Annotated in this window: 34 protein-coding genes; 33 read left to right on the top strand and 1 reads right to left on the bottom strand. The window is 38.2% G+C overall.

Features of this window, described 5'->3' with window-relative positions; all coding sequences use genetic code 11:
* The first annotated feature begins 15 nt into the window (after positions 1 to 15).
* From V4T18_RS12085 to V4T18_RS12070, 4 genes are read left to right on the top strand one after another with little or no spacing between them, the layout of a single operon-like run.
* Positions 16 to 924, top strand: coding sequence for a terminase small subunit (locus tag V4T18_RS12085; RefSeq protein ID WP_332649698.1), 909 nt, complete (start codon positions 16 to 18; stop codon positions 922 to 924).
* Positions 902 to 2,362 (top strand): phage terminase large subunit, encoded by a 1,461-nt coding sequence (gene terL, locus V4T18_RS12080; RefSeq protein ID WP_332649696.1) that lies wholly within the window; start codon positions 902 to 904, stop codon positions 2,360 to 2,362. The genes V4T18_RS12085 and terL overlap by 23 nt, the downstream gene beginning before the upstream one ends.
* A gap of 9 nt (positions 2,363 to 2,371) precedes the next feature.
* Positions 2,372 to 3,700, top strand: coding sequence for a DUF1073 domain-containing protein (locus V4T18_RS12075; protein ID WP_332649694.1), 1,329 nt, complete (start codon positions 2,372 to 2,374; stop codon positions 3,698 to 3,700).
* A complete protein-coding gene (locus V4T18_RS12070) occupies positions 3,697 to 4,473 on the top strand; it encodes a phage head morphogenesis protein (RefSeq protein ID WP_332649693.1) in 777 nt (258 codons plus the stop codon). The genes V4T18_RS12075 and V4T18_RS12070 overlap by 4 nt, the downstream gene beginning before the upstream one ends.
* A gap of 271 nt (positions 4,474 to 4,744) precedes the next feature.
* Here the strand turns inward: V4T18_RS12070 and V4T18_RS12065 are convergent, their stop codons facing one another.
* Positions 4,745 to 5,272, bottom strand: coding sequence for a helix-turn-helix domain-containing protein (locus V4T18_RS12065; protein WP_332649691.1), 528 nt, complete (start codon positions 5,270 to 5,272; stop codon positions 4,745 to 4,747).
* Between the two features lie 165 nt (positions 5,273 to 5,437).
* Between V4T18_RS12065 and V4T18_RS12060 the strand changes: the two genes are divergently transcribed.
* From V4T18_RS12060 to V4T18_RS11925, 29 genes are all read left to right on the top strand, one after another.
* Positions 5,438 to 5,644, top strand: coding sequence for a helix-turn-helix domain-containing protein (locus tag V4T18_RS12060; protein ID WP_332649690.1), 207 nt, complete (start codon positions 5,438 to 5,440; stop codon positions 5,642 to 5,644).
* Entirely contained in the window at positions 5,644 to 6,423 is a 780-nt protein-coding gene (locus V4T18_RS12055) for a BRO family protein (protein ID WP_332649688.1), read from the top strand. The genes V4T18_RS12060 and V4T18_RS12055 overlap by 1 nt, the downstream gene beginning before the upstream one ends.
* A 177-nt stretch (positions 6,424 to 6,600) precedes the next feature.
* Entirely contained in the window at positions 6,601 to 6,858 is a 258-nt protein-coding gene (locus V4T18_RS12050; RefSeq protein ID WP_332649686.1) for a hypothetical protein, read from the top strand.
* Positions 6,859 to 6,987: 129 nt separating this feature from the next.
* A complete protein-coding gene (locus V4T18_RS12045) occupies positions 6,988 to 7,332 on the top strand; it encodes a hypothetical protein (protein ID WP_332649684.1) in 345 nt (114 codons plus the stop codon).
* A gap of 54 nt (positions 7,333 to 7,386) precedes the next feature.
* Positions 7,387 to 8,469, top strand: a complete 1,083-nt coding sequence (locus tag V4T18_RS12040; protein ID WP_332649682.1) for a DUF2213 domain-containing protein — start codon at positions 7,387 to 7,389, stop codon at positions 8,467 to 8,469.
* Positions 8,470 to 8,482: 13 nt separating this feature from the next.
* Positions 8,483 to 8,935: a structural cement protein Gp24 gene (locus V4T18_RS12035; RefSeq protein ID WP_332649681.1), complete on the top strand. Its 453-nt coding sequence runs from the start codon at positions 8,483 to 8,485 to the stop codon at positions 8,933 to 8,935.
* Between the two features lie 18 nt (positions 8,936 to 8,953).
* Entirely contained in the window at positions 8,954 to 9,856 is a 903-nt protein-coding gene (locus V4T18_RS12030; RefSeq protein ID WP_332649679.1) for a DUF2184 domain-containing protein, read from the top strand.
* A 13-nt stretch (positions 9,857 to 9,869) separates the two neighbouring features.
* A complete protein-coding gene (locus V4T18_RS12025; RefSeq protein ID WP_332649677.1) occupies positions 9,870 to 10,175 on the top strand; it encodes a hypothetical protein in 306 nt (101 codons plus the stop codon).
* Between the two features lie 15 nt (positions 10,176 to 10,190).
* Entirely contained in the window at positions 10,191 to 10,538 is a 348-nt protein-coding gene (locus V4T18_RS12020) for a DUF4054 domain-containing protein (RefSeq protein ID WP_332649675.1), read from the top strand.
* The gene (locus V4T18_RS12015; protein WP_332649672.1) at positions 10,526 to 11,011 is read left to right on the top strand and encodes a hypothetical protein; all 486 of its coding nucleotides are present in this window, start codon (positions 10,526 to 10,528) and stop codon (positions 11,009 to 11,011) included. Before V4T18_RS12020 ends, V4T18_RS12015 begins: the two co-directional genes overlap by 13 nt.
* The gene (locus tag V4T18_RS12010; protein WP_332649670.1) at positions 11,011 to 11,382 is read left to right on the top strand and encodes a hypothetical protein; all 372 of its coding nucleotides are present in this window, start codon (positions 11,011 to 11,013) and stop codon (positions 11,380 to 11,382) included. The genes V4T18_RS12015 and V4T18_RS12010 overlap by 1 nt, the downstream gene beginning before the upstream one ends.
* Positions 11,375 to 11,854 carry a phage neck terminator protein gene (locus tag V4T18_RS12005; RefSeq protein ID WP_332649668.1) on the top strand — a complete coding sequence of 160 codons (480 nt, stop codon included), beginning with the start codon at positions 11,375 to 11,377 and terminating at the stop codon, positions 11,852 to 11,854. Before V4T18_RS12010 ends, V4T18_RS12005 begins: the two co-directional genes overlap by 8 nt.
* Entirely contained in the window at positions 11,855 to 12,859 is a 1,005-nt protein-coding gene (locus V4T18_RS12000) for a DUF3383 family protein (protein ID WP_332649666.1), read from the top strand. It begins immediately after the preceding gene.
* A 13-nt stretch (positions 12,860 to 12,872) separates the two neighbouring features.
* Positions 12,873 to 13,277, top strand: coding sequence for a phage structural protein (locus V4T18_RS11995; protein ID WP_332649664.1), 405 nt, complete (start codon positions 12,873 to 12,875; stop codon positions 13,275 to 13,277).
* Between the two features lie 40 nt (positions 13,278 to 13,317).
* Entirely contained in the window at positions 13,318 to 13,656 is a 339-nt protein-coding gene (locus V4T18_RS11990; RefSeq protein ID WP_332649663.1) for a hypothetical protein, read from the top strand.
* Positions 13,657 to 13,836: 180 nt separating this feature from the next.
* A complete protein-coding gene (locus tag V4T18_RS11985; RefSeq protein WP_332649661.1) occupies positions 13,837 to 15,855 on the top strand; it encodes a hypothetical protein in 2,019 nt (672 codons plus the stop codon).
* 1 nt (position 15,856) lies between these two features.
* A complete protein-coding gene (locus V4T18_RS11980; protein ID WP_332649659.1) occupies positions 15,857 to 16,456 on the top strand; it encodes a LysM peptidoglycan-binding domain-containing protein in 600 nt (199 codons plus the stop codon).
* A gap of 3 nt (positions 16,457 to 16,459) precedes the next feature.
* Entirely contained in the window at positions 16,460 to 16,777 is a 318-nt protein-coding gene (locus V4T18_RS11975; protein WP_332649657.1) for a phage baseplate plug family protein, read from the top strand.
* Positions 16,770 to 17,588 (top strand): phage protein, encoded by an 819-nt coding sequence (locus V4T18_RS11970; protein WP_332649655.1) that lies wholly within the window; start codon positions 16,770 to 16,772, stop codon positions 17,586 to 17,588. The genes V4T18_RS11975 and V4T18_RS11970 overlap by 8 nt, the downstream gene beginning before the upstream one ends.
* Complete coding sequence (locus tag V4T18_RS11965) at positions 17,585 to 17,959, top strand: Gp138 family membrane-puncturing spike protein (RefSeq protein WP_332649653.1); 375 nt, start codon at positions 17,585 to 17,587, stop codon at positions 17,957 to 17,959. The genes V4T18_RS11970 and V4T18_RS11965 overlap by 4 nt, the downstream gene beginning before the upstream one ends.
* The gene (locus V4T18_RS11960; protein WP_332649651.1) at positions 17,956 to 18,315 is read left to right on the top strand and encodes a hypothetical protein; all 360 of its coding nucleotides are present in this window, start codon (positions 17,956 to 17,958) and stop codon (positions 18,313 to 18,315) included. The genes V4T18_RS11965 and V4T18_RS11960 overlap by 4 nt, the downstream gene beginning before the upstream one ends.
* A complete protein-coding gene (locus V4T18_RS11955; RefSeq protein WP_332649650.1) occupies positions 18,302 to 19,480 on the top strand; it encodes a baseplate J/gp47 family protein in 1,179 nt (392 codons plus the stop codon). Before V4T18_RS11960 ends, V4T18_RS11955 begins: the two co-directional genes overlap by 14 nt.
* On the top strand, positions 19,473 to 20,108 hold the full coding sequence (locus V4T18_RS11950) for a hypothetical protein (protein ID WP_332649649.1): 636 nt from the start codon (positions 19,473 to 19,475) through the stop codon (positions 20,106 to 20,108). The genes V4T18_RS11955 and V4T18_RS11950 overlap by 8 nt, the downstream gene beginning before the upstream one ends.
* 18 nt (positions 20,109 to 20,126) lie before the next feature.
* Positions 20,127 to 20,507: a hypothetical protein gene (locus V4T18_RS11945; protein WP_332649648.1), complete on the top strand. Its 381-nt coding sequence runs from the start codon at positions 20,127 to 20,129 to the stop codon at positions 20,505 to 20,507.
* 2 nt (positions 20,508 to 20,509) lie between these two features.
* Positions 20,510 to 21,067, top strand: coding sequence for a hypothetical protein (locus V4T18_RS11940; protein WP_332649646.1), 558 nt, complete (start codon positions 20,510 to 20,512; stop codon positions 21,065 to 21,067).
* A complete protein-coding gene (locus V4T18_RS11935; protein ID WP_332649644.1) occupies positions 21,060 to 21,200 on the top strand; it encodes a hypothetical protein in 141 nt (46 codons plus the stop codon). The genes V4T18_RS11940 and V4T18_RS11935 overlap by 8 nt, the downstream gene beginning before the upstream one ends.
* A complete protein-coding gene (locus tag V4T18_RS11930) occupies positions 21,197 to 21,361 on the top strand; it encodes a hypothetical protein (protein ID WP_332649643.1) in 165 nt (54 codons plus the stop codon). The genes V4T18_RS11935 and V4T18_RS11930 overlap by 4 nt, the downstream gene beginning before the upstream one ends.
* A 195-nt stretch (positions 21,362 to 21,556) precedes the next feature.
* Positions 21,557 to 21,847, top strand: a complete 291-nt coding sequence (locus tag V4T18_RS18355; protein WP_442916940.1) for a hemoblobin-interacting domain-containing protein — start codon at positions 21,557 to 21,559, stop codon at positions 21,845 to 21,847.
* Between the two features lie 154 nt (positions 21,848 to 22,001).
* The gene (locus V4T18_RS11925) at positions 22,002 to 22,211 is read left to right on the top strand and encodes a DUF4177 domain-containing protein (RefSeq protein ID WP_332649642.1); all 210 of its coding nucleotides are present in this window, start codon (positions 22,002 to 22,004) and stop codon (positions 22,209 to 22,211) included.
* Positions 22,212 to 22,337 lie beyond the last annotated feature (126 nt).

Raw genomic sequence — 22,337 nt, 5'->3', positions numbered from 1 at the left:
GTGGTGTTATGAGAAATGGCTAACTGGGATGAAATTCAAAAGGAATACGAAACAACAAAAATTACTTTAGCAAAGCTCGCAGAAAAGTATGAGATACCATTAGGTACTATTAAAAGCCAAAAGAGTAGAGATACAAAAAGCGGCAATCCTTGGGTTCGTGATGGAACTAAAAAGGATGCAACCAAAAGCGAGAAGGTTGCAACCATAAAAAAAGATGCAACTAGAAAAAAAGAGGTCGTTGAATCGGAAGAAGTTATCATCTTTGATGCAGAAGGTGAGGATGGATTAACCGATAGGCAACGGCTTTTTTGTATGTATTACATCAAAACTTACAATCAAACGATGGCAGCTATTAAGGCAGGTTATGCAAAAGATAGCGCTCATGTAGAAGGAAGTCGATTGCTAAGAAATGCTAAGGTAGCTACTGAAATAAACCGACTTAAAGGCGAGCAACGAAAAGGCATCTTCATTGATGCTATGGATGTGCTGGATAAGTACATTCAAATAGCGTTTGCAGATATTACAGACTACCTCACATTTGGTCGAGAGCGAGTTCAATTAATCGGAGCATTCGGACCAGTTTACGATAAAGACGACAAGCCGGTAATGGTCGACCAAGATTACGTTCGTTTCAATGAATCTATAGACGTTGACGGTACGCTTATTACAGAGGTTAAGCAAGGTCGCGATGGGTTATCTGTTAGGTTTGCTGATAAGATGAGAGCTCTTGAATTTCTTACAAGGCATTTCGATATGTTGGATGAGAAAACGCGTAAAAAGTTACAAGAAGAAAAGACAAAAGCCGAAATTACAAAAATTAAGTCAGAAACAAAAGGACTTAATATTGCGCAAGCTAGCGGTGTTGATTTAAGCAAGTTAACTACAGAGGAGTTGAGGGCACTTGCTGCAAGAAATAAGCGATGAACAACTAGACGCACTAGCTTATGAAGCGCAACGAGAACTCGCTCGTCAATTTTATCGTGACTACGTAGAATTTGCGCATCACGGCCATTACACACATTACCGACATACAGAATTAATATGTAACGTTTTACAACGTATAGCAGATGGAGAACAGTTATCCGTTCTGATTGAGATGCCACCACGACATGGTAAATCAATGACGGTAACAGAATCGTTCCCGTCTTTTTATTTGGCTAAAAATCCTGATAAACGTGTAATAGCAGCTGCTTATTCTGATGGACTCGCAACTAAATTCGGGCGTTTAAATCGTAACAAATTTAATGAGTTCTCTAATCTGTTTGGGCTAGAGTTATCCGGATCTAATGCAGCTATGAAGGATTGGGGCGTACAAGATAGACGAGGTGGCATGATCGCTACTGGTATTGGTGGTTCCATTACTGGACAGGGTGCTGACCTCATGATTATTGACGACCCAATCAAAAACATGAAAGAAGCAAGCTCTCAAACTATACGAGATAACATTTGGGATGAATGGGAGGCTACACTTTCCACTCGTTTACATGATGGTGCTTCATTAATCGTTATCATGACGCGTTGGCATGAAGATGACCTTATTGGTCGTTTGCTTGCTCGTAGCCCACGTAAATGGATTCGCTTACGTTTACCAGCTATTGCAGAAGATGAAGACGATTTACTAGACCGTGCAATTGGCGAAGCACTCTGCCCAGAGTTAGGCTACAACGCAACGTGGGCAGAGGCAAAAAAAGCAGAGGTTGGTTCGCGTACATGGGCTTCTTTATACCAACAAAGACCGACACCTGCAGGCGGTAACGTATTCAAGTGTGAATGGATACGTTATTACGTCCGTACAAACGAGCAAAAGAATGAGTGGGGTTTAAGTGATGATGTAGCGGTTTTACCTACTAATTATGACAAGCTTGCTCAATCGTGGGATTGTACGTTTAAAGATTCCACAGCAAGCGACTTTGTAGCAGGTGGTGTTTGGGGGCGTAAAGGTGCAAATTTCTTCTTACTCGATTTGCATCATAAACGCATGGGCTTTGTTGACACTGTAAAAGCAATACGATCTATGTCAGATAAATGGCCGCAAGCAAGAAGTAAGTACATTGAGGATAAAGCGAATGGATCAGCTGTTATAGATATGCTGAAAGATGAAATTAGCGGTATCGTTCCAGTTGAGCCAGATGGTGGTAAAGAGGCGCGAGCAAATGCTGTTTCGCCATTATTTGAAGCTGGCAACGTCTATTTGCCACATCCGAATATATGCAGTTGGTCGGAGGATATTGTAGAGGAACTAGTAGCATTCCCGAACGCTGCACACGACGACCTAGTGGATATGACGACACAAGCATTGAATCAACTATATACAAGTAAGTCTAATCCGATTGACCGCTATAAAAATCTATTAGGGAGGTAGGTGAAACGTATGGGCTCATCATTGGAACAAGCAAAAGAAATGCGCGAGGACTTTATGCAAGGCAACGGTAAGGCGAATCAAAAGGACAAGCTCACAAGACAAGTTGCTGGCATTGGTCGTAAATTGTCACACGATGAGATTACCAATTTGTATGGTGATAGTCGCATCGTTCAAAATATCATCGATATTCCAGCGGAGGATATGACTCGGAATTGGTTTACTTTGCGCATGGAAGATGAACAAATAGCGCGCGACATTATGAGTAAACTTGCTGATCTAAACGCAAAAAAAGCATTTAAAGAAATGATTACTTATGAGCGTTTGCGTGGCGATGGTTTTATTTCGTTGGGCGTTACACAAGCAACAAAATTCAATTTAAAAGACGAGTTGAAATTAGATAAGTTGTATTCGTTAGATTATCTGCATGCATTCAGTTCTCAAAAGGTTAATGAGTTCTTAATTAACGAGGATGTATTCGACGTACAATATGGTCAACTAGAGCAACTTCGAATTAATCGTGCATCTGCTCACGGTGTAACAAACATTTCAGAATCAGACGTACACACGTCACGCTTGCTTCATTATCAGACAAGACGGTTTGAAGGAGAGGCGCAAGGTCGTTCTTTATTAGAGCCACTGTACGACATTCTAACGGTTTTTGACACGTCTGTTTGGTCAGTTGGACAAATGCTTCATGATTTCACATTTAAAGTCTACAAGTCGAAGGACATTGAAAATTTATCGACACAGGATAAAAAAGAGTTGTCTATGATTATGGACTTTATGTTCCGTACTGAAGCTCTTGCGATGATTGCGCACGATGAGGATTTAACAAAGCAAAGCACGTCGGTTGGTGGTATCAACTACTTACTTGATTTCGTTTGGGACTTGTTAGCTGGTGCTGCTCGTATGCCGAAAACGGTTATTAAAGGGCAAGAAAGTGGCACGATTGCAGGCGCTCAATACGATGTAATGAACTATTACGCTCGTATAGCTGCTGACCAGGAAAATGATCTAAAGCCGTTAATTGAAAAACTTATCCGTATATTGTTGATGTGTGATAAAGAACTAGGTGGTCGTGTTGACCCTGAATCACTCGAATGGGAAATCAAGTTCAACCCTCTTTGGAACGTTGATGCTAAAACAGATGCTGAAATTCGCAAGCTCGTTGCAGAGACAGACCAAATTTATCTAGTGAATAACATCTTGACTGAGGATGAAATTCGAGAGAAACGTTTTGGTCAATTCGGGTTAGAAGAAACATTGAGATTTAGTGGTGATGAAGCTCATTTAAAAGAGCTTGCTGATGGTGTTTACAAAGGTTGGCGTTCAAAATGAGGAAACGTACACCAAAAACGAAATTTCCTAATACTGCTGTAACGTCATACGAGCGTGCTCTAACGAAGTTAATCGACCAAGTGACCAAAGAGGCACTAAAGCTATTTGATAAGCATATCGCTAAAGAATTGCATGCTGACAGCGAGAATTATCGCATCGACGGTCTATATGATGAATTAAAGAGAATGTTTAAAGATCTAAAAAATCGAGTTACCGGTATTTTTAGTGAAAAACGAGTAGAGCGAGCTGCAGGTGATTTCGTAGAGGCGGTTAATCGCACTAACAGACACAATTTCGTGCAACAAGCACGTGTGCAAGGTATTGAATTAGTAGCTAGTGAACCGTGGCTCAAAGGCTTTGTAAATGGGCATGTATCGAATAATGTCAGCTACATTAAAAATCTTGAAGATGAAGTGTATGAACGCATTGAAAACATAGTTCGTGAACATATCGAGAAAGGTTCGTCATCGAAAGTTATTCGTGATGCCATCATAGAGCAAACAAACATTAGTAAGAGTCGTGCTCAATTTCTTGCAGTTGACCAAGCTGGCAGTATTTTAGGGCAGATGACTGCAGAACGCCATCAACGATTAGGTATTAATAAGTTCACTTGGGATACTTCTGGTGATGAGCGTGTACGTGACGAGCATAGGGAGCTTGATGGGAAAGAATTTTATTATGATGACCCACCGATAGTGAATGGACGTCAGGTACTACCAGGAGAAGATTATCGTTGTCGGTGTGTTGCCATGCCAGTGTTTGACGATGATTAACATACTTTGTTGTATTAAGAAAAATTAAGTTAAAAAAGATTTTTTCGTTTTGTAATTTTACCTTCTACTTTTAGATGAAACGCATGATAGTATGAGGCTAATGAAAATTCAATTACTAATTTAGGAGGTTATTTAATATATAGACTTCTTTACAGGAGCTGGAGTGGGTAAATTTTTTCCTAGTGTTACATTGTTTTTCTTTAGTAAGATACAGATATTAAATATTTGAAGGATAAAAAAAGCCGGCGACAATTTGTCGCCAGCCTGATAATTAAGAGATGGTGATTTCTAGAATACTTTCATCTAAATTAAGTTCAACTATAATAAAAGCTTTGATAGCATCTAACAATTCCTGCTCTATACTTACTTTAAAAGTTATTGGGATAGAATCTAATAAATTTTGAACTACGCCTGGATAGCTTGGTTTAATATTAATCGTTCTAACTTCTTCATATTCAGTCCAAAAACTTAAAGAACACGGGAATGTTATATCTATCAAATGATTGTTATGTTGAATTTCAGCACTAACTGTTACTAAATAATCGTTTATATTTAAGTCAGTATTTGATTCAATTCCTAAAACTTCAAAATCATACTCTAAAGATTCTTGGATAAATAGATCATTCGGTCGGACTTTAAGATAATTGCAAAGCGTGTCGAAAGTATCGAATTGAATTCCTTTACTTTGGTTTTGGGCTAAAGCGGTTAAGGTAGTCCTAGAAATTCCAGTTCTTTTTGAAAGCTCACTAATTTTGATGTTACGTTCAGCAAGTAATACGGCTAGATTACATTTAATCATTTTTATCACCTCATATAGACTATTGTAGTGTAGTCTGAACAAATTTTAAAGTTTTTTAGTATTTTATAGTTGACAGTTAAAGAATGGTAGTTTATATTAAATTTATCATTTTGTTCAGCTTATTGGACAAAATGTTTGAATTTATATAAAAAAGGAGGGTGTATTGTGCGGAATAATTTACGGATTATTTTAGCGAAAAGGAAGTTGAATATTTCTCAAGTGGCTGAGTTAACAGGTTTATCTAGAAATACAATCAGCTCCTTGTATCATGAAACAGCAAAAGGTGTTCAATTTCAAACGCTAGAAGCTTTATGTTTTTTTCTAGAATGCAAAGTTGGTGATTTATTCGAAATTGAAAAGGAGGCAGTTTAATGAATCTAGCATTAGCAACACAACAACAATTTAATTCGGTTATGTGCGATTTTTGGCAGAATGAAAATGGCGATGTGTTTATGACAATTGACCAACTAGCCCAAGCCTTAGAATACGCAGACAAAAACGGTGTAGAACAAATTGTTTCTCGTAATGAATATTTAAAAGATAGTGAGTTTTCAACTACCCACAAACTGTCAGTGGTTGAAGGTAAACGGCAAGTAAAGAGGGAAAGACGTATCTTTTCGGAAGATGGTATATACGAAGTAACAATGTTATCATCTCAACCTAAAGCAAAAGTATTCCGAGCATTTGTCCGCAAAACTCTAAAAGCGCTGCGTAAAGGAGAGACTATTCTTGTTCAACCACAAACATTAGATGCAGAACTAGAGATCAAAAAAATGCGTGCAGAAGCAATGCTTAATAATAGTCGTACACGTCAAGCTAAGTTAATTTTGGACATGCAAAAAAATAAAACACTTTCACCTGTAGCGGTTGAATTACTAAACATAAATGCTTTAGAAGTATTAACAGAGAAAGCAATCGAGCATCGTCCTGAGGTAGAGAAGACATATACTGCAACGGATATTGGTGAGGAGTTAGGTATCTCTGCACAAAAGGTTGGCTCTATTGCAAATAAACACAACCTTAAAACATCAGAATATGGTTATTTCGCATTAGACAAGGCTAAGTATAGCAGTAAACAAGTTGAGTCATTCCGTTATTTCGAAAAAGGAAAAAAGAAAATCGAGGAAATATTAAATGGAGCAGCAAGTTAAATTAAAACATAAAAAAATCATGTCTTAAGTTGCAGCTTAAAACATGACAGAAAACTGAGTGACATCCACTCGAAACTTAATATAACGTTTTAATAATAACATATTAATAATAACATGTTAACCTAAAAAGGTTAATTATAAACGTGGATGTCCTCTGAATTTTAAGGAGGATAAAAAATGAATCCAAAAGATATAGCATTATTAGAATTATTAACAAAATTTTCACATGCAATCGAAGTAACTCCACCAACTACGAAAGACATTGGACACTGGTGGCGTAATACGTTAGAAGAAATTAGCGATCATTGGCTATTGGATATAAAAGAATACGGACTATTTTCGAAAGAGAGAAGTCCTTTAACAAAAACAATGCATATCATGCTTTTGAATCAAATCGAAAAAAGAAAATTAGTATTAGTAAACACTCTCGCATGAGAGTGTTTTTCATTTTCACCATACAAATACCTAAATAACAATAATGATAAAACTTTTTTATATTAAAAATTATATATAATATATGGAAACATCTACAAATTGTGTATATTAGTATTAGGAGGCGATAAAATGAAAAAAATATTAGTACTATTATTTGCTGCCGTACTTTTAGTAGCTTGTGGGGATTCTGCCGAATCAAAAGTATCAATGGAATCTATAGTAGAAGCTTTTGAAAAAGAAGGAATAACAATTGATACATCAGAAAAGCCAATGTTCCAAATGCTTAATGCGAAAGATGGCGTGATGTTTTACAACGAGAGTAATGTTGTTAAAATCTACGAATTTGAATCAGTAGATGCATTAGAAGATGCAAAAAAAGAAAATGAGTTGTTGAAAGATTGGCCCTCTAATGGCGCATTCTTAATTGAAACAAGCGATGAAATAGCATTAGAGGTATTCAAAAAAGTTAAATAAACTCGAACACCCTTTTATCTGAGGGTGTTTTTTATTTTGAGAGGGGGTGAAAACTTGAAACTACAACGCTATGACACATCTTATATCAAAGACTACAGCGAAACACCAGAAGGGTATTTAACGGTTAATGTGCCGATTACCCGACCTGGTGTCTTTCCGTATCAACGACAAGATGGAACTGTTCAAATGGAGGCTAAACTTCCGGAAGAAATTTTCAGTGATCGTACATTACGTTCGGCTCGTTCTAAACCAATTACAGATGAGCATCCGAATGAGCCGGTAACGCTTGATAACTATCAATCGTATGCGAAGGGTATGAGTCATACCGATTCACGCGTTGAGGATTTAAAGCTCTATGTATCGCTTACCATAACAGATAAAGAGCTCATTCAGAAAATTTACGATGGAAAGAACGAAATCAGTATTGGTTTCATGTCGGATGTAGTTGCTGAAACTGGCACATACGATGGGCAAAATTACGAGTATGTGCAACGTAATATTGAAATTAATCATATTGCCATTGTTGAAAGAGGGCGCGCAGGTCCTGAAGTTGCTATTCGTGCAGATTCAGACGCATGGCAAGTAAATGATGATATAAATAAAGGAGGGCATACAATGCCAATATATAAAATTGACGGAAAAGATTATGAAGTAGATTCAGTTGTGAAAGCTCACATCGAGAAGTTACAAGCTCAGGTAGTTGCTGCAGATGCAAAAACAGCACAGGTTGATGCTTTACAAGGTCGCTACGATGCACTTGAAGCAAAATTACAAAAGACCGAAAAAGATCTCGAAGATGAAAAGGCAAAGCAAGTATCAGCCGATGAATTAGATAAACACGTTGAGGCACGTGTACAGTTAATTGACGCTTCTAAACAACTGTTAGGTGATTCGTTCGACTTTGCAGGTAAAACAGATCGTGAAGTGAAGGAAGCTGTAATTGCTACAACTAAACAGGACTTTAAAGGCGATGGTAAATCAGACGATTATATCAACGCCTTTTTTGATGCAACAGTAGAGCAAGTGCAAGCAACTGGTTTTTCTAGCACGGGTCATAACGCTGCGTTTACTGGTGATGCAGCTGGAGACACAGCATTACAAGAAATGAAAAATAAACGCTTAAACATGCGTTCATAAGGAGGACAATCATATGCCTATCACAAATTATCCAGATTACATGAGCCCTGCAGGTAAAGCCGGGCAATTATCAAGTTATCAAGATTACACGGCTGACACATACGCAGTAGAAGCAACGGTGCCTTTCGGTGCGGCCGTTCAGTTAAATGCAACGGGTACTGCAATTAAACCTATTGCAACTAGTGGTACTGTTATCGGTATCGCATTAGCGCAGAATGTTCACGATTACGTAGAGAAAAAAGACGACCAAAACTACCCAGTAGGGGAGCCTGCTGCCATTGTAAAACGTGGTCGTATTTTTGTTGTTGCAGGTGGCGATGTCATTAATGGCCAAGCTGTTAAAGTGGACCCATCAACGCAGAAATTTGTTGCTTCAGGTGCATCGGTAATCGATGTAAAAAATGCGGTGTTTAAATCTAATGCTGCTGCTAATCAATTAGTTGAAATCGAAATTAATTTACCTTAGTAAAGGGAGGAAACTTATATGCCAACACAATACCGAGGGGACGCATTAATCCGTCCACAAGACTTAAATGCTATCGATAAACGAATTTATGAGCCACATGCTTCTGAATTGAAAGCGCGCTCTATTTTCTCGTTGAAAACAGATATTCCAGCAGGAGCAAAAACGTACAGTTATGATGTTATGACACGTTCAGGTGCTGCTAAAATCTTAGCTCCTGGTGCAACGGATGTTCCTTTAGTGGATGCGGATTTAACAGAAGAAACGGTGAAAATTTATTCCATCGCTGCCGCTTTTAATATTTCTGTACAAGAAGTACGTGAGGCACAAATGGCAGGTCGTCCCATCGATGTGACGAAAGCTGATACAGTGCGTAAAGCGATTGCTGAAAAGGAGAATCAGATTGCCCTTTCAGGTGATAAAGAGCACGGAATTAAAGGCTTAACAGATGCAGTAGGCATTCAAGTGTATGCTACTCCGAATAACGAAGCTGGTTCTTCTACAAAGTGGAAGGACAAAACGGGTAAAGAAATCGTCGCTGACATCCGTAAAGCTAAAAATATGATCAATAAATTAAATGGTCATGAAGCTGATACGCTGTTATTAACACCAGATTCATACGAGGAGCTAGAAAAAACATTTAATGAATTCACGCAGCAGTCTGTACTGGAGTATATTAAATCTCAAAATTGGTTCAAACGTATTGAAACTGTAAATGATCTTGCTAAAAAAGGGTTGGCAGCTTCTGAATGCTTCGTTGTCCTCGATTCTTCGCCATCTGTAGTGGAACTTGGTATTCCGATGGACGTTACGCGACATCCGCAAGAATATGCATTCCCGAATACGAAAGTGCCTTTCGAGGAACGTACTACTGGATTAATCATTCGTTATCCAATGGCTATTTGCCGTGCGGACGGAATTTAAGGAGGAATATTATATGTTAGTGCAAAATAAAGGGAATCACTCGTATACAGCAAACGGTTTGACACTTGTACCAGGTACAAATGATGTGGAGGAGAAGGAATTCGAGCAATTCCTTTCCCACCCATTAATGCAGCATTTAGATGAAAAAGGTGAATTTGTTTACGAAAAAACGAAAAAGAAGCCAAATGCTGAAGAAACAATTGCTATGATTAATGATGCATTTGATGTTGATATGCTCGAAAATTTAAAAGCGGAAGAATCACGCAAAACAGTTCTCGATGCTATCGACAAACGTATTGATGAGCTAAAAGCTCAATAATAAGGAGTGAGCGTTATGCTTACAACAATTGAACGAGTTCGCATGTTAAGTGATGACTTTACAAGTATCACTGATGAGCGATTAACAATGTACATTGAGGATGCTTCTTTGGAAGTGTCCTCTTCTAATGTTCCTGAAAACTATCACGAAAAATTAACGCGCTATTTAGCTGCTCATTTAACAACATTAAGTATCTCAGAAGACCAAGCTGTTATCCGTGAAAAAGTAGACGTTATTGAGCGTCAATATAGCGACCCTAGCAAAAATTTAGGTATTAATGCTACTAAGTTCGGTCAAGAGTATACACGCTTGCTAGAAGAAGCGAAGAGCCCTAAAAAGGGCATTAATTTGTGGGTGATATGATGGCTAGGATTCGAATTAGAGTTAGAGATAACAATAATATTCCAAAACTCACAAGACTTTTAAAAGATTTAAAGAAATATCGTTTAGAAGTCGGTGTGTTTGGAGACGGCAAAGATCCTGATTATGCAATGATTGCATCGGTACACGAATTTGGAATGGTTATCAATACCAAAAAAGCGACAATTAACATTCCGGAGCGGTCCTTTATACGTTCTACCTTTGATGAAAAAGAAAATGAATGGTATGAATTTTTCAAACGACAAATTAAGAAAGCGATTATCTCTGACTCCGACGCCGAATCAGTTTTGGGATTGTTGGGGGAAAGAATGGTTAAAGATATACGAGCTAAAATCAGGGATTTAAAGGACCCACCAAATGCGCCGTCAACTATTGCTGCTAAAAAATCAAGTAACCCATTAATAGCAACTACCGGACTCCGACAACGAATAACCTACAGGGTGGTGAGTGTGTAATGCCTAAGAAAATGCTTTTTGCTGATGTAATTTCACAGAATGGGGTTCCTTTTATCGCTCTCGTAGCAACTAAAGGGAGCTATATAAAAGGTAAATGGGTACAACCACCTCAAAGAGAAGTTGAAATGATAGGCATTATTTTGCCTATTGTTGCTGGTTCTAAAAGTATCGGTGAAGAGTTACGATTTGTCGAAAGTGGTGTATACACACTGAAAGAAAAAAAGCTACTTACAACCGAACATATCGATATTGGAACTAAGGCGAAATATAAGGGCGAGATTTACACTATACAAGCTTTCAAGGACTTCACTGATTATACGGATGTAAATGTTTATCTGATGCGATGGGAAGGAGTGACCAAAGATGCTTAAATACGACGATATTTGGAATCCGTTACAAGAAAAATTATCGAATCATTTAGGTATCGAGGTTATTCAAGCTGAAGGTATGGGTGATAAACCTGAATATCCGTTCGTAACAATTAAAAAAATATCAGGACCTATTAAATTAGGTACTACCAGAAGCAGTATTGATAACGTGGGTGTTAAAACCATCACACAAGATATCGAATTAGTTTACTCAATTACTGTAAATGCACAAGTTATTGAGGAAGCAGAGGACACAGCATTAAAAGCCCAACTATATTTTGAAGGACGAGGCTATGAGGGATTGATGGTATCAGGTATCACAATCGTTGATGTCATGCCTCCAGAAAATCGTGATGTTTTTTTAACCGTTGATTATGAAAGACGTATCGGTTTCGATGTGAAAATACGTACAACGTGGTCTGAATCTTACGGAGTTGACACAATAGATCAAGTAATTTTAGGAGGGGAAAATTAGATGGCATTCGAAGATGTACAAGTAGTCATTGACGTAAATAAACCCGGTTCTTTAACTGGGCTTGGTACACCATTAATTTTAGTGTCTCATACGGAAGCAGGCACCTATACAGAATTCACTGATGCAGCTAGTGTGAAATTAGCATACGGCGATAACCACAGCGCATATAAAATTGCCCTAGTTTTAGAAAATCAAGGGCAATATCGTCCATCGAAAATTGCTGTAGCGACATACAGTGTCGAAAAAACATCAGACGTAGTATTACGTGATGTATTTGATAATGATTGGTATTTTGTCATTCTTGATGCTGGTGAAATTGCTGAAAAGAAAAAAATATCCGAAATAGTAGAAGGTAAAGATTTTAAAATGGCTGCTCATTTGGTGACTAGCACTGTTGAGGCCGAAGCTTTGAAAGAACTAGCATATGAAAGGACTATTCTGTTCGGAATAACACCTGAACTCAGCGAGGAATACGCGAATGCAGCACTTATTGGAGCGTGTGGTAGTCGTACAGTTGGTGAAATCACATGGAAATTTAAAAGCCTTGTTGGTGTAACACCTATGAATAATACTACGCAAGCATTAGCTTATACAAATGCCAATGCTAATATTTATATTAACACTTCCGGCAAACCGAAAACTCGCGAAGGTGTAGTAGCTTCTGGTGAGTTTATCGATGTGATACACGGTATCGACTTTATTAAGGTAAATGCAAAAAATGCAATAGATGCAGTGTTAAATAATTCAGCAAAAATTGCTTTTGAGGACTCTGATATCGCTTTGTTAACTACAGCATTAACGGATACATTGGAGCTTGCAGGTCGTCAAGGAATTATCGCTCGTTCTGATAATGGGCAATTCTTATATACAGTCAATGCATTATCTAGAAGTGAGGTAACAGCTGCAGAACGTGCTAGTCGAGTTTATAGAGGGCTTAGTTTTGATTTCGAATTAGCAGGAGCAATACACAAAGTAGCCCCAATTAAAGGTGTAGTTAATTACTAAGGAGGTATAGAGTATGTCAGGACATATCGCAACTTACGATGCCCGTAAAGTAACAACGGTAATCGGTGGTGTTATTTTAACCGGTTTTCCAGATGGTTCATTCGTTAAATGTTCTAAAGACAACGATAACTTTGAAGCATCAAGTGGTGCTCAAGGTGACGTTGCTATCGCTATCAATGGCGATTCGTTAGGTACTATCGAGGTCACTTTGTCTCAAACATCGCCGTCGGTATCGTATTTAGATAAATTAGCGAATAATCGTGAGATGGTATCAGCGTGGGTAAATAGTGTTAACGAGGTCAAAGAAGTAAAAGGCGGATCCCGTGCGATGGTTACAAAGCCAGCTGATGCGGAATTTGGTAAATCGATTTCTAATCGAGTATACACAATCAAAGTATTTGATTATCAAACAAAATAACAGAAAGGAGTGAGTGGGCTACTGCTCACTCTTTTATTTTATGAAAAAAAATCATGTAACTAATCATTTAAAACATAAGCAGGAGGTACGGAGACGTATGTCAATTAAAGGTAAACAAGAAAAAAAAGAATTCGGTGGGGACACTTTCTTATTCCAACATCCAGGTATTGAAAAAGCAGTACAAATTCAAGACAATTCACGTGATGAAAACGGAAATCGTGTAGCAGAGGACTTTTACAAAGAGTTATTTGAACATGTAATTTTCGTAGTAGAAGATGATATTCCGCAAAAAGTTAACATGGCGCACTTTGAAAAGTACGATTCGATGAAAGTGTTTACGGATGTTTTAAAACACGCAACGAAATTTATTTTTCGCTAAGGAATCCGATTATATTTATCGCAGGAATGTTGAAAAGAACTGGGGATTTTGGCGACCGATTGTCGAAAAGGTCGCCTCGTATACAGAAGTTTGTAAAATGACACAACATGAGCTTGCTCAATTAAATAAGGCCATTGATATTCAAATTGATAAAATCAATCAGTCGAAGGGGGCGAATTCATGAGTTTACGAGACTTATTCGTAGAAGTCGGTATGGAAATTGACGACGACCCTTTAAAAGAACTGGATGCAATGATGGATAATGTTAAAGAAGCTTTTGAGGATTTAGATGGTATTGATCCATTCAAAAAAATTGAAAAAGAGACAAAATCTCTTTCTGGGGATTTTGATGATTTAAACAAAGATATTAAAAAAGCTGATAAAGCAGTTGAAGATTTAGATGATAATAGCCTCAATGATCTTGAAAAAGAAACCAAAAAAGCAGGCGGTGCCATGAATTGGTTAAAGAGCACGGTTGTGGCTGTTGGTGTTGCTATTGGCGGTTATATCGCTGTAGATACAATTAAAGATTTTGCTGTTGGTGCAATTGAGGCAGCAGCAAGCGCACAAGCCCTAGATTCGCAATTCGAGCAAGTTTTTAAGGGTGTAGAATCTGATGCAAGTGGGGCTCTTAGTTCGATTGCTAAAGAAACATCAATTGCTGAGGGTCGCTTAAAAGGTAGTTTTGTAAAGATAGCAGCTTTCGCTATGACTACCGGTTTAGATACCAAAGAGGCTTTATCAATTTCAGAACGAGCTACTATGGCGGCTGCGGATAGTGCAGCATTCTACGATCGTTCTATAGAAGATGTAACAGAAAACCTTCAATCTTTTTTAAAAGGTAGCTACGAAAATGATGCTGCTCTAGGTATATCGGCTACAGAATTCACAAGAAATGCGGCTGCTGTGGATTTATTCGGTAAAGAATTCAAAAAGTTAAGTGAAGCTCAAAAGCAAGAAACATTACTTAAAATGGTCGAAGATGGTAACAAAACATCAAAGGCTTTAGGTCAAGCAGCTCGTGAAGCTGATGGTTTCGAGAACATAATAGGTAATTTAAAGCAGGCTTGGGTGGATTTCCAAGCGGCGTCAGGGAAAGAATTTTTACCTCACGTAACTACAGGTATTAAGTGGCTTACTGAAAAAATTGTAGCGTTTGACCCTACACCAATGATTGATGGTGCTTTTGCTATAGCAGATGGCTTTGTCACTGGATATGATGCGATAATGAACTTCATTGATACGTTTGACTGGCTAATAGCTGGAATTTTAGGTGGAGTTACTGCTTATTACGCAATTACTGGAGCTATGGCCATTTATAATGCAGCAGTCTTATTTGCGATAGGAACAGGTCCGATTTACACTGCCGTTACTGGAGCAATGACATTTGCAACAACAGCATTTGGTGCGGCGGTAGCGTTCTTAACATCACCAATTGGTATAGCTGTAGCGGCAATTGCAGGTATTATAGCAATCGGTGTTTTACTCTATAAAAATTGGGACGTTGTTGTTGCTAAAACAAAAGATGTTTTAGGAGCAATAGGGGGACTTCCTAGTATAATCACTATAGCATTAGGGCCGCTTGGTTTCTTGATAAATGCAGCTATTGATTTAGCAAAGAATTGGGATTCAACGAAATCTATTTGGGAAAACGTATGGGGAGCTATCCAACGTTCAGCGGCGACTAGTGTGAATGCAGTAATTGGAACAATTAATGGCTTGATAAAAACTTTAAATAAAATTCCAGGTGTATCTATACCACTTGTTGCAAAAGTTGATTGGGGAAGTTTCGAAAAAGGTGGAACAGCTCAACCAACAGCGCCAAAAACCCCCGGTATGGGACCACAACGAATGGCTCTCGATACAGGTCTCGGTCGTGTCCCTTATGATGATATGCCAGCCCTACTACACAAAGATGAGGCAGTAATACAAGCGGATGAAGCAGATGCATTGCGTAGCGCAGGGATTTTAAAAGGTGACGGACGTTATCCAGAAATTGATTTATCTAGCGGTGGTCAAAATGGTGGCGGAGGCGGATCTGTAAAAGTCCTTGATGGTGGCGGTGGAAACAACACTTCAATACATGCCCCAGTGGTTATTCAGGTGCAAGGTGGCAATACAAACGAAGAAACTGCTCAAAATCTCAAAGATGCGTTAGACGAATACTTTGCTGATTTAGACATTATATTGGGGGGATAGTATGACTACATTAGATTTCATCGGTAAATCATTTATCAATGGATATGCTGTTTTAGTTCAAAATGAAAATGTAGATTTAGATGTTGATATCCCCTCTCACAAAGTCGAAAAGGGCATTAATGTTACTGATCATGTAGAACGACAACCCAAAGTAGTGAAGCTAACCGGAAAGCTAATAAGACCAACACCGTCACATCTAGAAGCAGTGGTAAACGAATTTTATAAGTGGGAAAAGACTGGCAAATTAAACACCTATGAGGGCAGACGTATATACAAGAATATGTTAATGCATGGTTTGCAATTGAAAGCATCTGTTGATATGATGAACGGCTACGATTTTAGTTGCACATTAACTGAATTAGATATTGCAAACCCCTCTTATGTGGCACCTACAGTCTCGCCACAAGTGAAAGGAGTAACATCTAGCGGACAAAAGCAAAATGCTAATAAAAAAACGAGCGAAGTGTACCACACAGTAAAAAAAGGTGATACCTATTGGGGATTGTCGAAGAAATATGGATCATCCATTGCTCAATTGCAGAAGTGGAATAAATACGAGCCAACAAAAATACCAATCGGCGTAAAGTTAAGGGTGGTGTAATGCATGAATAAAGAGTACATCGAAATAGAGAAGGACCTTATTCCTTATCGATTCGAGACGGAACTGGGTGCTGAATTATTTGAGTTTGAAGTGCATTACAATGCCCATGGCGATTATTTCACAGTCGATTTATTTAAAGATGGAGAAGTATTAGTACATGGTGAAAAAATCGTATATGGACAGTCATTATTTAGCGAAATATATGACGAACGATTCCCGGCACCAGAGATTATCCCAATTGACGAATCAGGAAAAGAAACGCGTGTTGGATGGGATAACTTAAACAAAACAGTCTTTTTGGTGGTGGATAACGATGGTTAAACTCTTTGGTCGTGTCTTAGAAATTGTCAGTGGAAACGTTAAAATTACAAATGAAAATTTAGATATCGAATTTGAAGTACCATTCGATGATGATCTTACCCCTAATCTTTCTGAGGTTAGGGTTTTTAATTTATCTCAAAATACAATCAACAACCTAAAAGTAGGGCAGCAACTGACGCTTAACGGTGGTTACAAAGGTGATAAAGGTGTTTTATTAAAAGGTCGTATCACAAATGTGAAAACGCCTAAAATCGGTACGGATAGACTTACTGTTATCAAAGTACTGGACTCGGTACCCTATAATGCTAAAAAGAAGCTTACAAAAACATGGAAAAACGGAATTAAAGCAAATGCACTACTAAATGACTTAGCAAAAGCTGCAGGCTTAAAAATCGCTGTTATTAAACTATCCAAAAATGTTACGTATGAAAAAGGTTATAGCATTGATGGTAATGTCATTGAAGAGATTCAAAATATCGCAAAAGATTGCGGTGTATCTGCTTATATTTCAAGAGGTAATATTTATATTCGCTCTTTAAAAGAGGGTGATAACCATAACTTCATACTAAATAAAACAACAGGCCTTGTCGGCTCTCCTGAGTATTTCGAGGAAGAGATGGATGGCATGGATGGCAAAGTATCTGTTCGTGGTTATAAAATTAAATCTTTGCTACAACATCGAATGAACACAGCGAGCATCATCAACCTTGAAGCAGTTGGAATTAAAGCTAAGTTACGAGTTCGTAAAGGGAAACACCACGGAAAAGTATATGGCAGTGACTTTTTCACTGAAGTGGAGGCGATTTTATGAGTGGCGCTCGATTTTTTAAAGAAATGGAAAATAAAATTTTAAGCAGCATCAACACTTCTATGCCAGCTCGTGTATTGAGTTATAACGAAGGTGCTCGGACTGCTAAAATAAAGCCTCTAATTAAAGTACAGATTAGTGAAGGTGTATACCAAGAACGAGAGGTATTAGAAAATGTCCCAGTCCTTAAACATCGATTCAAAGTAAACGGTGGTGCTCCACAAGAGTATATTCCGTATCTGCAGAGCGGAGATATTGTACAAGTTGTTTTTTCCCAGTCGTCTATAGATCAAGCTCAAAAAGGTCAATTGACTAATCCTAGCGGTCGTCGTTTTAGTGTAGTAGATGCTGTTATCGTGGGGGTATTCCAATGATTAATCTAGCGTTAAAGGACCGTGATTTACTATTTGAAAACGGAGATTTCTCCTTAATCGAAAATGAGAAAGACGTTGCTCAATGTATCGAAATTGACCTAGGCTCTAACATAGGTGATTGGTTTTTAAATCTTTTAAGTGGTACTGATCATGATTTATTGCTTGGGAAAACAACAGATGCTCAAGCAAGAGCCGAAATATTTCGAGTGTTAGGAAATGAGGAACGTATTGCTACTATCAATAGTGTAGATGTTATATCTCATACTAAAAATCGTGAACGAGAAATTCTTTTCGATGTAACGCTCGGTGATGGTACTAATTTACGTGAGGGGGTGCAGCTGGATGTTGGACCGTAACGGTTTTAAGCGCAAAACATACGATGATTTACTCAATGATATGACTTCTAAAGCGCAAGAATTGTTTGGTGCAAATGCTAATGTTAGCGAACGTGGTGTGCTAGGGCGCTTATTGCGAATTATGGCATGGTTTCTATCGTTAGCGTGGCAAGCAATTGAAGCTGTTTTTCACAGCGGTTTTAGGAACTCCGCTGAAGGTACTAATCTAGATAAATTACTACCATATGCAGGTATTACAAGAAATCTAGCTCAATACGCTACTGGCGAAGTGAAATTGACCGGCACTCCTGAATATACGGAGCCTGCCGGTTTTATTGTGGGCACAGCGAACAATATTAACTTCGAAACAATTGAGGATGTCACCCTCGATATTAACGGTGATGGCTATGCGAAGGTTGTCTGTACTGAGATAGGCACAATCGGGAACGTAGGTGTTGGACTTATCAATGTCATAGTAAATCCAAACGCTGACATAACTGCAGTTACTAACTTATCAAAAACATCAGGTGGCCGTGAAAAAGAAACGGATCAAGAAGCTCGTGAGCGCGCAGATATCACCGTAGAGGGATTAGGTAGCGGTACTCCAGCAGCTGTAAGGGCTGAATTGCTAAAGATTAGTGATGTACGAGCAGCCTTTGTTGTAGAGAACGACACGCTAGTAACAGATATCTACGGCACCCCGGGGAAGGCTCTCCAAAGCTTTGTTTTAGGTGGAGATGATAACGAAATTGCCCAAGCTATTATACGTAAAAAAGCAGGTGGTATTAGAGCATACGGAACCACTGTAATTAACGCTACAGATATTGGTGGATATACACATCCAATAGGATTTACGAGAGCGTCAGTAGTACGTATATACGCTAAAATCACACTATCTACGGATGCAACATTTACTGCAAACGGCGAATCTGATGTAAAAAATGCTCTTATAAACTACATCGGTGGTACTCGTACAGATGGAAGTGTAGTAGCCGGTTTAACAATGGGTGAAAAAGTCGTTTTCGCAAAGGGATTAGCCCACATTATGGGTGTGGATGGTGTAACGGATGCTAATTTAACATTGAGTACAGACGGTCTCTTGTACGATGAAAATAACATCGACATATCCATCTATGAAGTAGCTCAATTAAACGCTGCTGACATAGAGGTGACGATTAATGTTTGATCTAAAAAACATTATCAGTAAGTTTGGTCATTATTTTAAATGGACCGGTTACCTCGCTAAGCTCATGCGAATATTTAGCGAGCAATTAACCGAATTAAAGCAAACTATCGACACGGTAGAGGATTGGCGAGATATTGATAAAGCAGAAGGTCGTACACTTGATCATATAGGGGAAAACGTAAAACAACCACGAGGGAAAGCTACTGACCCAGTGTATCGCATCCTTTTAAAGTCAAAAATTGCACGTAATTTATCTGATGGCACCATTGATACGATTATCCAAGTATTATCTACTGCATTATCAGTGCCACCAAGTGAAATTAGACTGCAAGAAAAGTGGTTTGATGAACACGAACCAGAGCCTGCAGCTATAAAAGTAATTGAATTACCGCTTGCAAAACTGAACGAGGCTGGTCTAGATCCATCAAATTTTGTGCGTATCGTAAAACGTACTGTGGCTGGTGGCGTATCGGTTGGTACAGTAGAGCTTACCGGTACATTTGAATTTGGGGATATATCTAATTCAATAGATACTACAAAAGGGTTAGGAGATATTAATGACGATGCGCTCGGTGGTTATCTTGGAGCAGTATACACGCCATCAGGAGATATCGAATTACCAATCTAACTAAAGGAGGAATAAGAAATGTCTGTACAAATACCAATTTGGAGAGCGCCAGGCGTGGAGCCTCCAGAGGAATTAAAAATAAATGGTTGGCAGCCTGGTATGAAACCGAGCGCACAACATATCAACTGGCTATTCCACGAATTAAGTAAAGAAGCACAGAAAGCTGGTGTAACGGTCGAAGATTTACTTTCAAGTACATCAGCAGTGAATGCCTTAAGTGCTAATCAGGGGCGAATTCTGAATAATAAATTGACAACAATAGAAGAGTCAGTTACTCAACATTTGGCGGAAATGGCTATACACAATCAATTTATGGATGGCGCTGTAAAAAAACAAATTAGTTTCGGTGTGAATAATGAGTTAGGATGTTTAACGATTAATATTAGTGAGGTGATTTAGTAATGACGCAAATTAATTTACCGACATATGAGCAGTCGGAGGATTTAAAGCAACAGCAATCTTTAATTAAGCAAGATACAACAAATATTTTAAGTCAATTTCCTATTAGTGCGGGTACTGATTGGGGGCAATATCGCCATCTGTCGAGAGCTTACACAGGCAAAAACATACCCACTCTTACGAAAGTTTTCGCAATAAATAGCCCTGGATTTATAGATTATATGAACATAAAAACGACGGCATTAGGGTCAACAAGTACAGCAATTATACGTGTTAAAATTGACGGTGTAACGATAGTTGACATAACCCTAACAGCGCAAAATGCATCTGTGGGACCTATATATACGTCGTCGTTTAAATACACTAAACAACTAGGCGCCATTTTAACCAAATATCCAGAATTCCCTTTTGTAAATACTGAAAACAATAAGAATATGAGCCAAGAAATCGTAGGTGCAACATCTATATTTTTCAATAAATTAGAAATAGAAATACAATGTCCGAATACAGCCGATAATTCGTGTTTGATTGATATTAGCGGAGGTGTTGAATATGCCTGAAATTTACGTAGATGAAGCATTAATAGAAGTAATTCAACCTACCGAACAGCGACCGTCAATCGAAGAGCAAATTTTGTCAGAATTACAGTGGCAAACACAATTACTCGAAATACAAGGAGGTGAATCGAAATGACACCTTACTTACTGATGAAAAAAATTATTCCCGCTAAAATCCATCAGGAGCAAGAAGCGACAAAACGCATTGATACGTTTTATGCTTTTGGAAAACTCAACGACGAAGAATATACGGAATTAACATTACTAATCACAGAAACATACACAAACGCAGCATAAGCTAGCGTTATTTTTATTGTATAAATTTCAAAATTTAACTTAACTTTAACCTTCTGATGTTAAATTCATGAAAGGGAAATAAGTTTTGAAGGTTTATCGCTGACGGCACGCCGTATGCGATGAAAGTCGCCTGTGCGGTGTAGGCTCGTTATAAAACAGAGAGATAAAGATGGATAAGACGAGAATAGCAATGCTATATATTTAGAAATAGGTAAAAGTATCAATAGTGGAATTGTCGCATATGGAAGTCCTGTTGAATTCAGTTTCACGGACGATCCACAGTGGAGAACAGCTATTACAAACGTTATAGTTTCATCACCCACTAATGATTTTGTTCCCCGGGATTGGATTTCTACAGCTCAAATCAATTATGAGAACATTAAGCTTGCTCCTTACTTAGTAGTTCACGGTCCCAAAGGTTTATTAACATTTACAATAAAAGCAACAGGATACGCGGACACAAGTGTGACAGTAACAGTGCAGTGAAAAGAATAACTTTAAAGAGAGCGACCATTTGGGCGTTCTTTTCTTTTGCACAATCGTTTGATTTTGTTGAGTAAGTGTCGCATATGCTAGAGCTATTATTTTAGTATGCATTCCCTTCCTTTTGTTAAAAATAAAATTGAAAGGAAGTGGTTCTATGAATTGGGAATACAAAGTAATTAATGTAAGTTCTGGGTTTTGGTCTGATCTTGAAAGTGGGGTGGAATCTAAACTAAATAAATACGGATTAGAAGGATGGGAACTGGTATCAGCAATACCTATACTTTTTAAAAAGAATGAATATTATGATGGAATTAAAAATGAAGTAGAAAGTATGAATTTGATATTAAAAAGACCGATAAGGTAATTTAGTTTTCTTTAAAAAGGGTTTATTTATTTCATAATGTTTAAGCAATGCACTGTGCCGAGCAGTGCTATTTTTTATGGGCAGAAAAGGAGCGAGGGCATGGAAAACAAAGTAGCATTTATCAGT

Source organism: Lysinibacillus sp. 54212, from assembly GCF_036662795.1.
Lineage (GTDB): Bacteria > Bacillota > Bacilli > Bacillales_A > Planococcaceae > Lysinibacillus_B.
Note: the sequence above shows the minus strand (reverse complement) of the source record. Positions and strands in the feature narration are given on the sequence as shown.